Genomic DNA, 12281 nt, shown 5'->3' on the forward strand with positions numbered 1-12281 from the left:
TCCGGCAGTCGTATGGGTTCAGGGTGTTGCAGCCCGTCCCGGCCACGTCCCGGGGCGCCGGTCGCCGCGCCGCCGTCCGGCGCCGAGCGGGTGACGCCCGAGGGGAGCAGCGGTTCCGGCAGGGACGGGATGGTGCGGCTGGACGCGGCGAGGTTCCTGATGGGCGCTGCGGACCAGTGGGTGGTGCCGGGTGACGGCGAGGGGCCGGTCCGTGAGGTGGAGCTCGCGCCGTACTGGATCGACCGGTGCGCGGTCTCCAACGCCGACTTCGGCGCTTTCGTGGCCGCGACGGGGTACGTGACGGACGCGGAGCGGTACGGCTGGTCGTTCGTCTTCGCCGGGCTGCTGCCGCCCGGGTTCCCCGACACCCGGGGCGTGGCTCAGGCTCCGTGGTGGCGTCAGGTCCACGGGGCGTGCTGGCGCCGTCCGGAGGGCGCCGGCTCCGATGTCGCGGCCCGCAGGAGCCATCCGGTGGTGCATGTGTCGTGGAACGACGCCGCCGCGTACGCGGCGTGGGCGGGCAAGCGGCTGCCGACCGAGGCGGAGTGGGAGCACGCCGCCCGGGGCGGGCTGGAGCAGGCCGCGTTCCCCTGGGGAAACGAACTGGAGCCGGGCGGGGAGCGTCGGATGAACGTGTGGCAGGGCCGCTTCCCCGACCACCACACCCGCCCGGACGGCTGGTACGGCACCGCCCCGGTGACCGCCTACCCGCCCAACGGCCACGGCCTGTACAACGTGTGCGGCAACGTCTGGGAGTGGTGCGCCGACTGGCACTCGGCCACCACCCACGCGCGCGGTGGGCGCCGCAACCCGTCTGGCCCGGCCTCGGGCACCGCCCGGGTGATCCGCGGCGGGTCCTACCTGTGCCACGCCTCCTACTGCCGCCGCTACCGGGTGGCCGCCCGCAGCTCCAGTACGCCCGACAGCAGCACCGGCCACCAGGGTTTCCGCTGTGCGGCGGACGACCGCCAGGAAGACGTCCCGCCCGACGGCGGCGGCGTCAGTCGCGCATGAACATGGCGGCGAACTCCTTCTCCAGATCCGCAAAGGGTTCCCCGCTGACGTCCACCGCCACCTGCTCGATCGTCCCGCCGATGAACGGGAACGGCGCGGCGTAGTCGGTGGAGACCGGCTGGCCGCTGTCGCGCCCGACCGTCAGCCCTTCCCCGACCATCGAGAAGGCGCCCGGCTGGGTCTTGATGTCGCCCTGGCCCACCTGCCGATCGTCGATGTGGAGGGTGAGCGTGCCCTGCATGCTGCCCTGGCTGTCCGGCTGGCCGGCTGTGAACGTCGCGGAGAGGAGGTGGCTGCCGGGGCGGACCGGCTCCGAGGAGACGATCTTCTGTTCCACGCTGCCGAGCCAGTTGTAGACGTAGTGCAGGCGCCCGTCCTTGAGGAACAGGCTGTGGCCGCCGAACCGGCCGCCGTGGGCGAAGAGCACGCCCTGTGCCTCGGGGGTGTCCAGGAGCACCTCGGCGACGACGGAGTAGGAGCGTCTGCGGATGTTGACCGCCACGGACTCCGGCACGTCCGCGCAGCCGGGGTAGTAGATGTACCGCTCGCGCGGCTTGGCGAGCTGGGGCCGCGGCGAGCCCATGACTTCCACGACGCCGCGGTCGTCCAGCGGCAGACCGTTGTACTTGGCGGCCTCCTGCGCCCACATGCGCTTGAGCTCTTCGAGCCTCTCCGGATGCTCGGCGGCCAGGTCCCGGCTCTCGGAGCGGTCCTCGCGCAGGTGGTACAGCTCCCAGACGTCCTCGTCGTAGCGGCCCCACGCCGACGGGACCGGCGGGTGCAAGGCCGTGGCGTGCCAGCCGTCGTGCCAGATCCCGCGCGTACCGAGCATGACGTAGAACTGCGTCTGCCGGGGCTCGGGGGCCTGCGCGTCCTCCAGGAGGGCCCGGAAGCTGGCGCCTTCCAGGGGGCTCTGCTTGAAGCCCTTCACCACGGCCGGCGGCTCGATGCCCATCAGGTCGTACAGGGTGGGCACGATGTCGATGGCGTGCAGGTACTGGTGACGGATCTCGCCCCGCGCCTTGATGCCCTTGGGCCACGAGATGATCATCGGGTCGGCGATTCCGCCCTCGTAGGAGGCCCATCGCTTCCAGTACTTGAACGGGGTGTTGAACGCCCAGGCCCACCCCGTCGGGTAGTGGTTGTAGGTGGTCGGACTGCCCAGCTCGTCGATGTGGCGCAGGTTCTCGGCCATGTCGTCCGGCACACCGTTGAAGAAGTTGTTCTCGTTCAACGAGCCGTCCGGGCCGCCCTCCCCGCTGGCGCCGTTGTCCGAGACCGCGACGATGATCGTGTTCTCCAGCTGGCCGGACTTCTCCAGGTAGTCCAGTACCCGCCCGATCTGCTCGTCGGTGTACGAGACGAACCCGGCGAACACCTCGGCCATCCGGGTGAACAGGCGCTTCTCCTCGGCGTTCAGCGACTCCCAGGGACGCACGAACTCTCCCTCGGGCCACGGCTTCCCGCTGGGACTGGACGCGTCCGGCTCGCCGTGCGGATTGATCGGCGTGAGCTCGGTGCCCTGCGGCATGATGCCCAGCTCGATCTGCCGCTGCAGCGTGAGCTGCCGGTACACCTCGTACCCGTCGCCGAACCTGCCCGCGTACCGGTCCGCCCACTCGCGCGGCACGTGATGGGGAGCGTGCCCCGCACCCGGGCAGAAGTAGTTGAACCAGGGCTTGTCCGGGGCGATCACCTTGGCGTCCCTGATGAACTCGATCGCCTTGTCCGCCAGGTCCTTCGACAGGTGATAACCCTGATCCGGGGGGTACGGGGGCTCGATGCGGTGGTTGTCGTAGGCCAGGTCCGGGGTGTACTGGTCGGTCTCACCGCCGAGGAATCCGTAGAAGCGCTCGAACCCGCGGCCCAGCGGCCAGTACCGCTTGGAGGACGCCATATTGGCCTCCTCCCCCGGGCACATGTGCCACTTGCCCAGGGCGTAGGTGTTCCATCCCCGCTCGACCAGCACCTCCGCCAGGGTGGCGTTCTCGAACGGCATGCGGCCGTTGGACGCGGGGAACCCGCTGGTGGCCTCCATGACGCAGGCCACCCCGTTACTGGTCGCGTTCCGGCCCGTCAGCAGACACGCCCGGGTCGGCGAGCACAGTGCGGTGGTGTGGAAGTTGGTGAACTTCACGCCCATGTCGGCGATCCGGCGCATCGCCGGAGCCTCCACCAGCCCGCCGAAGACGTCGAGGGTACCGAAGCCGATGTCGTCCCACACCAGGTACAGCACGTTCGGCGCACCCTCGGGAGCCTGCGGCTCCGCGTACGGCTCCCAGTCCGGCACCGACTCCCGGATGTCCTGCTGAATCACTCCCTTGAAGGCCCCAGCCATTCCTGTCTCCTCGGATTCGCGGCGGGCACGGGCTCTAGCACCGTAAGTCCGTCCCCAGGACCGGGCCCCTGCTGAGGCCCGCGAATAGCCCGACAGGGCACCGGCCGCCCCCGACGGCCGAACCTCCTACCCCTTCCGAAGCACCCGTGCTGCGCACGTGGCACGGAGGCTCGACGATGGCACCATGACGCACCGGCTGCGCTTCGAAGACCAGGGGTTCCTCGCACGCGCACCTGTCCGGCAGGCATGCACCCGCGACCTCCATACGCCGGCGGACCTCCTCTTCGAGCAGCTTGCCGCCCGCCCACGCGACTGGCCGCGCTGGCTCGGCTTCGCGCGGGAATGCCAGTACCAGGGAGCACCCCCGTTCGGCGTCGGCACGACCCGGCGACTGCGCGTCGCCGGGGGCCTTCGCTTCCATGAGGCTGTCATCGCCTGGGATCCGGGCGAGCGCTTCGCCTACCGCATCGAGGAGACGAACGTTCCCGGCATCACGGCGTTGATGGAGGAGTGGAGACTGACCCCGCTGTCCCGGACGGTGACCAGGGTCCGCTGGACCATGGCCGCCGACGGCTCCCGGCCCGTACGCCTGCTGATGCGCGCCGGCCGCAGCCGGGTGGACAAGACCTTCGGCAAAGCGATGCGGCGTCTGGACCGCATGCCGCGCTCTTACTGAGGTTCTCAGGGTGGGGTCGGTGGGTTGACGGCCAGGCCCGTGGCGGTGGGGCAGCCGTCGATCAGGTGGGGGCGGAGCTGGATCCCGCGTAACTCGCGGCGGAGCTTGCGGTCGAGGTCGTCGGGTGCGTCAAAGGCGGTGTGGCGCTCCCGCGCCCCCTCCCCGGATATCCGGCCCGAGCGGGCCAGCCCGTCGGCGACCGCCTCCTGCCACTGGTCCCGGGTGATCCGGCCGAGCAGCAGCGGTCCGTCCAGCTCCGCGGAGAAGGCCAGCGCCGCCGTGGTGCCCTCGGGCAGTCCGGCGAGGCGCTCAGTCGAGGTCGCAGAGGACCGCGTCGAAGGGCCGGTCCGTACCGGGGGCCGTGGACGGCACTTGGTGGGCCGGGGCGCGCGTCCGCTCAGCGCAGCGGTGCCTGCTGGAGCGGCACCGGCCGGGCGGGCGGCGGGGGAGGGTCCACGCGCACACGCACGCGCACGGGCGGCGGCGGGGCCGGCGGCTGGCTCAGGCTCACGATGCCGCAGGGCACCTCGGGGGTGGCGCAGGGCAGGCGCAGCCGCCCGTCCGGGGTCCACCGCCCGCTCCCGAGCCAGCCCGCAGGGGCGCCGAACCGGAAGACGTACCGGTCGGCGGGACGCCACAGGGCGAGGCCGGCCGCGCCCACCCGGAGCGCGACCCCGCAGGTCTCCGGCATCAGGACCTGGCCCGGCTGCACCGCGAACGGGTGGGCGTCCTCCAGCCGCAGGCACTCCGGGAAGCGGACCGGGCGCCGGCTGCCCAGCACCCCCCATCCGAGCCGCGGCTCCCCGGGGGCGTCCGAGCGGATCAGCAGCAGCCCGCTGTCCGGGGCCGCCAGCAGCAGCCGGTCGTCGCTGTCCTCGGCGATCTGCAGCAGCGGACTGACCACCCCGCCGCGCCCCAGGTCCACGGCGACGGCCTTGGTACGGCCGTCCACCTCCCGGTCCAGCGCCAGCAGCCGGCCCGCGCGGTCCAGCCAGACGCCGCCGGAGCAGCGGCCCGGGACCACGGCGGCCCGCCGGGGCCCGCCGGAGCATCCGGCCACCTGCCAGACGGTGCTCTCCTCTGCCCCCACGGCCAGGGCGTAGGCCCCGCATCCGTCGGGGGACGGCGGCAGCAGGCGGACCCGTAGCCCCTCCCCGGCCTCGACCGAGCCGAGCTGGTGCTCCCCGGTACGGGGGCCGGCGGCGGCGCCCGAGGGGTAGAGCAGGGCGAACGCGTGCCGGTCGGCGACCCGCCGGTGGATCAGCACCTGCCCGTCGGCCAGCGCCAGCACTTCGCTGTCCGCCTCTTCCGGCTGCGCGAGCGGAAGCGGCACGGCGTAGGGCTCCGGACCGTCGAACGTCCAGCGCTCCGGGTAAAGGGCATCACCCTGCCCGGCCAGCCGCGCCGCGTACGCCCCGTCGGCGGAGATCGCGAACGCGGGCGGCGCGGACGCCGCGCCCCCGCCCGACACCGGACCGGGGCCCGCACCCAGGGGCGCCGCTACGCCGGAGGCTGTCGCTCCGGGGCCCGCACCCTGCGGGGCCATGACGCCGGGGGCCGGGGACGGCGCGGGGCCCGCACCGAAGGGGGCCGCCGCTCCGGGAGCCGTGGCTCCGGAGTTCGCGCCCTGCGAGGCCGTGACTTCGGGAGTCCCGCCGAGGGGCACCGGACCGGGGCCCGCACCCAGGGGGGCCGTAACTCCAGGGGCCGCGTCGAAGGGCGCCGGGGACGGGGCGGGGCCCGCACCGAAGGAGGCAGCCGCTCCGGGAGCCGTGGCTCCGGGGCCCGCGCCCTGGGCGGCCGTGGCTCCGGGAGCCCCGCCGAGGGGCGTCGCAACGCCGGGGGCCGTGGTTCCGGGGCCCGCGCCCAAGGGGGCCCCGGCCCCGGGGGCCGCGGCCAAGGGCTGCGTGGCCTCGGGCCCCGTGTCCTCCGGGGTGGGAAGCGCGTTGGTCGTCGTGATCTCGGTGGCACAGACAGTCATCCGGGCCGTCACCTCCGGAGAGGAAGCTAGTTTTCGCACTTCCAGCCGAACAACACGACCCAGCCCGCTTCACACGTACGGGTGGCCACCCGACGATTCCCCTGTGGCGGGGGATGCGCTTGTGCTGCCGCCCCGGCCAGGGGACCACCGCGCGCCACGGACGGTAGCCTTGCCCCGTGCCCCGTCTCTCTGAAGTCATCGCCGCGCTGGACGCTCTCTGGCCCCCCTCGCGGGCCGAGGAGTGGGACGCCGTCGGCACCGTCTGCGGCGACCCCGATGCCGAGGTCACCCGGGTGCTGTTCGCCGTGGACCCCGTACAGGAGATCGTCGACGAGGCGGTGAAGCTCGGCGCCGACCTGGTCGTCACCCACCACCCCCTCTACCTGCGCGGCACCACCACCGTCGCCGCGGACACCTTCAAGGGCCGTGTCGTGCACACCCTGATCAGGAACGGCATCGCCCTCCACGTCGCCCACACCAACGCCGACACCGCCGACCCCGGCGTGTCCGACGCCCTCGCGGGCGCCCTCGACCTCCGCGTCACCGGGCCCCTCGTGCCCGACCCCACCGACCCGGCGGGCCGCCGCGGCCTCGGCCGGATCTGCGAGCTGGACCACCCCGAGACCCTGCGCGAGTTCGCCGCCCGCGCCGCCGCCCGGCTGCCGCGCACCGCGCAGGGCATCCGCGCCGCCGGCGACCCGGACGCGCTGATCCGCACCGTCGCCGTCAGCGGCGGCTCCGGCGACAGCCTCTTCGCGCAGGTGCGCGCCGCCGGCGTGGACGCCTTCCTCACCGCCGACCTGCGCCACCACCCGGTGTCCGAGGCCCGCGAGCAGAGCCCGCTCGCCCTCGTCGACGCCGCCCACTGGGCCACCGAGTGGCCCTGGTGCGAGCAGGCCGCCGCCGAGCTCGACGCCGTTTCCGAGCGCCACGGCTGGGGTCTGCGGACCCACGTCTCGCGCACGGTCACCGACCCCTGGACGGCGCACGCGCCGTCCGCCACACCCCCTTCTAGTGCCTCTGGAGCCCCCAACTGAACGCCGAGCCCGCCGACCAGATCCGACTTCTCGACGTCCAGGCCCTGGACGTCCGGCTGTCTCAGCTCGCCCACAAGCGCAAGTCGCTGCCGGAGCACGCCGAGGTCGACTCCCTGACCAAGGACCTCAGCCAGCAGCGCGACCTCCTCGTCGCCGCCCAGACGCAGGCCAGCGACGCCGCCCGGGAGCAGACCAAGGCGGAGCAGGACGTCGACCAGGTCCGCCAGCGCGCGGCCCGGGACCAGCAGCGCCTGGAGTCCGGCGCGGGCATCTCGGCCAAGGACCTGGCGAACCTGCAGAGCGAGGTCGCCTCGCTCGCCAAGCGGCAGGCCGACCTGGAGGACGTCGTCCTGGAGGTCATGGAGCGCCTGGAAGGCGCCCAGGAGCGGGTCACCGAGATCACCGCGCGCGTCGCCGCGCTGGAGGCCAAGCTGACGGACGCGACCGCGCGCCGCGACGCCGCCGCCGGTGAACTCGACACCGAGACCGCGAAGATCACGAAGGACCGCGAGGTCATCGTCGCCTCCATGCCGTCCGACCTGATGGCCCTGTACGAGAAGATCCGCGTCAAGCAGGGCGGCGTCGGCGCCGCGCGCCTCTACCAGCGCCGCTGCGAGGGCTGCCGGCTGGAGCTCGACATGGCCGAGATCAACGAGATCAAGGCCGCGGCCGCCAACCAGGTCGTCCGGCACGACAACTGCGGCCGCATCCTGGTCCGTGCGGCGGACTCGGGCATCTGATGCCGCGTTTCGTCGTGGAGGCGGACGGCGGCTCCCGGGGCAACCCGGGCCCCGCCGGCTACGGGGCGGTCGTCCTCGACCCGGCCACCGGTGAGACCCTGGCGGAGCGCGCCGAGTTCATCGGCGTCGCGACGAACAACGTCGCCGAGTACAAGGGCCTGATCGCGGGTCTGAGGGCGGCGCGCGAGCTGGCGCCGGACGCGGTGGTCCGCGTCCGGATGGACTCCAAGCTCGTCGTGGAGCAGATGTCGGGCCGCTGGAAGATCAAGCACCCGGACATGAAGCCGCTCGCCGCGGAGGCGGCGACGATCCTCCCGCGCGGCCAGGTCACGTACGAGTGGATCCCGCGCGAGAAGAACAAGCACGCCGACCGGCTCGCCAACGAGGCGATGGACGCGGGCAAGCGCGGCAAGCAGTGGGAGCCGTCCGCCTCCACCGCCGACCTGGCCCCCGCCGGTCCGCCCGGCGACGCGGCGAAGGGTGCCGCGGCGGTCCGCGCGGCCCTCGCCTCCGGCGGCGCCCCGGGCACCCGCGCGGCCGCCGGCTCCGCCGGTGTGGCGGAATCCCGCGCGGCCGACGCCGACGTCCGGGCCGCCCGGAGTGCGGCCGCCACCGAGGCGGCGGCGCTCTTCGGCGAAGCCGAGGCCCTCGCACCGGCACCGGCCGCGGTCCGCGTCCCGGCTCCCGCGTCCGGCACGGCCGTCCCGGTCTCCGGCCCCGCGGTCCAAGGGGTCCCGGCCGCGACCGGCACCGGGTGGGGCGGGCCCGACATGGGCACCCCCGCCACCTTCGTGCTGCTGCGCCACGGCGAGACCGCCCTGACCCCGCAGAAGCGCTTCTCCGGCAGCGGCGGCACCGACCCGGAGCTGTCCCCGGCCGGCCGGCGCCAGGCGGCCGCCGTGGCGGAGGCGCTGGCCGCGCGGGGCACCGTATCGGCCGTCGTCAGCTCGCCGCTGCGCCGCTGCCGGGAGACCGCGCAGGCCGTCGCCGACCGTCTCGGGCTGCCGGTGGCGCTCGAAGAGGGCCTGCGCGAGACGGACTTCGGGGCGTGGGAGGGGCTGACCTTCGCCGAGGTACGGGAACGCTTCCCGGACGACCTCCAGGCGTGGCTGGACTCCCCGAGGGCGGCCCCCACGGGCGGCGGCGAGAGCTTCACCGCCGTCACCCGCCGGGTCTCGGCGGCCCGTGACCGGCTGCTGGCCGCGCACGCGGGCCGTACCGTCCTGCTGGTCACGCACGTGACGCCGGTCAAGACGCTGGTCCGCCTCGCCCTGGGCGCCCCGCCGGAGTCGCTGTTCCGGATGGAGCTGTCCGCGGCCTCCCTCTCGGCGGTGGCGTACTACGCCGACGGGAACGCCTCCGTCCGCCTCCTGAACGACACCTCGCACCTGCGCTGACGGCCGCGCCGCGAGCACCCGAAGGCCCCCGCCCGTCCCCGGGCGGGGGCCTTCGCGCGCGGTCAGTCGCCGCAGCTGCCGGCGGTGCCCCAGCGCAGGAACTCGCCGCCTCCGGAGCCGTCTTCGGCGAAGACCGCGTACCGCGTGTAGGGCCATCCGGCCGACCTCGCGGACTCGGAGGTGAGGTCCGCGCAGGCCCGCCGCGCGGCCTTGAGCGCCCAGTCCTCGCGGGTGGACCGGTCCCACTGGGGCTTGACCGCCCAGACGTACATGACCCGGCCGGCCGGGTCGAAGCCGACGGCCAGGTTCTCGTGGCCGAGCCGGCCGCCGACGGCGCCGCTGTTCCACTCGTCGATGACCGACGTGGCGGTCCGGTCGGCCACGCGGATCTCGTCGGCGTCGCTGGAGGGGATCTTCGCGACGGCCAGCCCGCCCGGGGCCGGGTACCAGTCGGCGGCCTGCCCCGGCCGCCGGCCGGTGGCGCGGTCGCTGCCCGCGGCGGTGTCCCCGGAGGTGTCTCCGGAGGTGTCCCCGGCAGTGCTCCGGTCGGTGCTCCGGTCGGTGAGGGAGGCGGAACAGGTGGTGTTGGTACGGAAGTCGTCCGACCACACGATGCCCGGGCCGCCCGCCCGCCCGGTGTCGACGATCACGAAGGTGCCGTACGGGAGGTCCGGGTAGGCGCTGCGGAGGTGGCGCAGTCCCAGGCACGCGGCCCTGGCGACCTCGCGCAGCGAACCCCCGTCGAGCGCCCGGCCGCCGGAGGTGACGTACACCTCGCCCCGGGGCTGGTGGAAGGTCAGGGCGAACGCCTGGTCGGGATGGTCGCCGGTGTCGAGCCAGGGGCCCGTTCCGATGGACGGGTGGGCGTCGTGCTCGGCGGGCGTCTGCGCCGGGCGGGCCTGGCGCCAGGTGGCGAGGGTCGGCCCGCCGTCCGCCGGCGTGTCCTTGGCGTCGGCGGTGGGGCCGGGGGCGGACGGGGTGCCGGTGGTGCGGGACGCGTTCCCCGGGGTGGCGAGGGCCGGGGCCCCGGCCGCCCGGCCGTCGTCGCGGTGGGCGGCCGGCAGCGTGAGGAGCCCGCCGACGGCCCCGCCGAGGACGGCCGCGCCCACGGTGACGGCGAGCAGCAGGCGCCCCCGGCCGGGGGCGGGCGGGGCCGGCCACGCGGGGTCGTCGACGGCGGGCAGGTGCCACTGGGCGGCGATCGGGTCGCCGGCCAGGGTGGGCGCGAGGCCGGCGGCGAGCAGCTGGGTGGCCTCCGCGGCGAGCAGGTCCGCGCAGCGGGCGGCGGCCCGCTCGGCGGTCGGCCGGGCTTCGGGGGCCTTGGCGAGGGCCCCTTCCACCACCTCGCGGAGCGCGGCGGGCAGTCCGTCGAGGTCGGGGTCCCCCGACATGACGCGGAACGCGACCACGTCGGGGGCGCCGGTGCCGAAGGGGAGGCGGCCGGTGGCGGCGTGGGCGACGAGGGCGCCCCAGGCGAAGAGGTCCCCGGCCGGGCCGGTCGTGCCGGAGCGGTAGTGCTCGGGGCTGATCCAGCCCGGCGTGCCGGTCATGACGCCGGTCCGGGTCACGGACGTGCCGTCGGCGGCGTGGGCGATGCCGAAGTCCAGCATCCGGGGGCCGGCCGGGCTCAGGATGACGTTCTGCGGTTTCACGTCCCGGTGGACCACGCCCGCGCGGTGGATGGCCGCGAGCGCCTGGGCGGTGCCGGCGGCGAAGGCGTACAGGCTCCCGCCGGTGAGCGGGCCGTGGGCGGCGAGGTGCCGGTCCAGGGTCGGGCCGGGCACGTACTCCGCCGCGAGCCAGGGGCGTTCGGCCTCGGTGTCGGCCGCCAGCACGGGCACCAGGCAGGGGCCCTGGACCCGGGCGGACAGGGCCACCTCGCGGCGGAACCGGGCCCGGAACTCCGAGTCCTGGGCCTGTGCCGGGTGAACGGCCTTGACCGCTACCCGCGTTCCCCGGGGGTCGAGGGCGGCGTGGACGGTGCCCATGCCGCCGCTGCCGAGGCGCCCGATGATCCGATAGGGGCCGATCCTCTTCGGGTCGCCGGGGTGGGCGGGGTGAACCCGCCCGCCGGGGGCGGTGCTTCTCAAGGGGGCTTCTCTCTGTCAGCGCGGCTGATTCGGAAGCGACCGTCTCATTTTTGGAACTCCCTATGGCTCGCTTTGACATTTTATTTAAGCTGGGCACCGCTCATGTTCCGAGTTCGTGGCGCTCCTCCCGAGGGTGTTCGGCATCCGGCCCTGAGCCAGACGGCAACCACCCAGCGGAGGAGTCCTCATGACCACCCCTCACCCCGGCCAGCAGCCGCAGCCGCCCTACGGCCAGCAGCCGCCTTACGGACAGCCGCCCTACGGTCAGCAGCCCCCGCCGCCGCCCTACGGTCAGCAGCCCCCGCCGCCCTACGGCTACCCGGCCCCGCCGCCGCCCCCGCAGAAGAGCAACGCCGGCAAGATCATCGGCTTCGGCTGCGGCGGCATCGTCCTCCTGTCGCTGGTCCTCTTCGCCTGCGGCGCGGTGTTCACCGGCGCCTCCAAGAGCAGCGCCAAGAAGGACACCCCGATCACGGTTCCCAGCGGCGCCCCCTCGGCCCCCAACGCGGCACCGATGCAGCCCGCGCCCGGGAACTCCGAGGCGCCGGCCGGGACGGCCGACAAGAACGCCGACGTGACGCTGACCGCCTCGCCCACGGCCTTCAAGCCCAGCGTCCTGGCCCAGAGCGGCGACTACACCTCCGTGCAGGTGACCATCGTCAACAACGCCGCCAAGCAGGTCGACGTCAACGTCTTCTACTTCGAGGTGACGGGCGAGGACGGCACGCGCAGGCAGATCGAGCTGGCGGCGGCCGAGGACCAGATCGACACGGTCAAGCTCGCCAAGGGCGAGAAGGCCACCGGCACCATCACGGTCAAAGGCAAGATCGCCGCGAAGACGGTCACCTTCCGGAACGGCTTCATCGGCAAGACGTACACGGCCCCGGTGAACTGACCACCCGGCCCCGCCATCGAGTGGCCGGCCGCGGCTTCGTCGCCCTCCCGGAGGTCTCCTCGTGACCGGTGCTGCTGCCCCCGCCACCCCCGCCGAGGACGGGGACAAGTACA

General features: G+C 74.3%; 9 protein-coding genes. 6 read left to right on the forward strand and 3 right to left on the reverse strand.

The window, feature by feature from the left end; all coding sequences use genetic code 11:
- Positions 1-129: 129 nt before the first annotated feature.
- A complete protein-coding gene (locus AB0D45_RS16930; RefSeq protein ID WP_362459571.1) occupies positions 130-1014 on the forward strand; it encodes a formylglycine-generating enzyme family protein in 885 nt (294 codons plus the stop codon).
- Here the strand turns inward: AB0D45_RS16930 and AB0D45_RS16935 are convergent.
- Entirely contained in the window at positions 1001-3352 is a 2352-nt protein-coding gene (locus tag AB0D45_RS16935) for an arylsulfatase (protein ID WP_362459476.1), read from the reverse strand. The two genes, AB0D45_RS16930 and AB0D45_RS16935, sit on opposite strands and share 14 nt — an antisense overlap.
- A 184-nt stretch (positions 3353-3536) precedes the next feature.
- On the opposite strand from AB0D45_RS16935, the gene AB0D45_RS16940 reads away from it, so the two are divergent.
- Entirely contained in the window at positions 3537-4028 is a 492-nt protein-coding gene (locus AB0D45_RS16940) for an SRPBCC family protein (protein ID WP_362459479.1), read from the forward strand.
- A gap of 397 nt (positions 4029-4425) precedes the next feature.
- Here AB0D45_RS16940 and AB0D45_RS16945 read toward each other — a convergent pair whose 3' ends face one another.
- Positions 4426-5499: a hypothetical protein gene (locus AB0D45_RS16945; protein ID WP_362459482.1), complete on the reverse strand. Its 1074-nt coding sequence runs from the start codon at positions 5497-5499 to the stop codon at positions 4426-4428.
- A 686-nt stretch (positions 5500-6185) separates the two neighbouring features.
- On the opposite strand from AB0D45_RS16945, the gene AB0D45_RS16950 reads away from it, so the two are divergent.
- The 3 genes from AB0D45_RS16950 (at position 6186) to AB0D45_RS16960 (ending at position 9183) form a co-directional block, all read left to right on the forward strand.
- Positions 6186-7046 (forward strand): Nif3-like dinuclear metal center hexameric protein, encoded by an 861-nt coding sequence (locus AB0D45_RS16950; protein WP_361604928.1) that lies wholly within the window; start codon positions 6186-6188, stop codon positions 7044-7046.
- Positions 7047-7405: 359 nt separating this feature from the next.
- Positions 7406-7786: a C4-type zinc ribbon domain-containing protein gene (locus tag AB0D45_RS16955; RefSeq protein ID WP_361604925.1), complete on the forward strand. Its 381-nt coding sequence runs from the start codon at positions 7406-7408 to the stop codon at positions 7784-7786.
- Positions 7786-9183, forward strand: coding sequence for a bifunctional RNase H/acid phosphatase (locus AB0D45_RS16960; RefSeq protein ID WP_362459486.1), 1398 nt, complete (start codon positions 7786-7788; stop codon positions 9181-9183). The genes AB0D45_RS16955 and AB0D45_RS16960 overlap by 1 nt, the downstream gene beginning before the upstream one ends.
- Before the next feature lie 62 nt (positions 9184-9245).
- On the opposite strand, the gene AB0D45_RS16965 is transcribed toward AB0D45_RS16960, so the two are convergent.
- Positions 9246-11273, reverse strand: a complete 2028-nt coding sequence (locus AB0D45_RS16965) for a serine/threonine-protein kinase (protein WP_362459489.1) — start codon at positions 11271-11273, stop codon at positions 9246-9248.
- Positions 11274-11460: 187 nt separating this feature from the next.
- On the opposite strand from AB0D45_RS16965, the gene AB0D45_RS16970 reads away from it, so the two are divergent.
- Positions 11461-12168, forward strand: coding sequence for a hypothetical protein (locus tag AB0D45_RS16970; protein ID WP_362459492.1), 708 nt, complete (start codon positions 11461-11463; stop codon positions 12166-12168).
- The last annotated feature ends 113 nt before the right edge of the window (positions 12169-12281 follow it).

Source organism: Streptomyces sp. NPDC048352, from assembly GCF_040651895.1.
Taxonomy (GTDB): Bacteria; Actinomycetota; Actinomycetes; order Streptomycetales; family Streptomycetaceae; genus Streptomyces.

What these genes read in the sequence shown, in the direction of transcription:
- AB0D45_RS16960 (WP_362459486.1), top strand. Translation starts at nt 7,786, where the DNA reads ATGCCGCGTTTCGTCGTGGAGGCGGACGGCGGCTCCCGGGGCAACCCG.
- AB0D45_RS16930 (WP_362459571.1), top strand. Translation starts at nt 130, where the DNA reads ATGGTGCGGCTGGACGCGGCGAGGTTCCTGATGGGCGCTGCGGACCAG.
- AB0D45_RS16940 (WP_362459479.1), top strand. Translation starts at nt 3,537, where the DNA reads ATGACGCACCGGCTGCGCTTCGAAGACCAGGGGTTCCTCGCACGCGCA.
- AB0D45_RS16955 (WP_361604925.1), top strand. Translation starts at nt 7,406, where the DNA reads ATGGAGCGCCTGGAAGGCGCCCAGGAGCGGGTCACCGAGATCACCGCG.
- AB0D45_RS16970 (WP_362459492.1), top strand. Translation starts at nt 11,461, where the DNA reads ATGACCACCCCTCACCCCGGCCAGCAGCCGCAGCCGCCCTACGGCCAG.
- AB0D45_RS16935 (WP_362459476.1), bottom strand. Translation starts at nt 3,352, where the DNA reads ATGGCTGGGGCCTTCAAGGGAGTGATTCAGCAGGACATCCGGGAGTCG.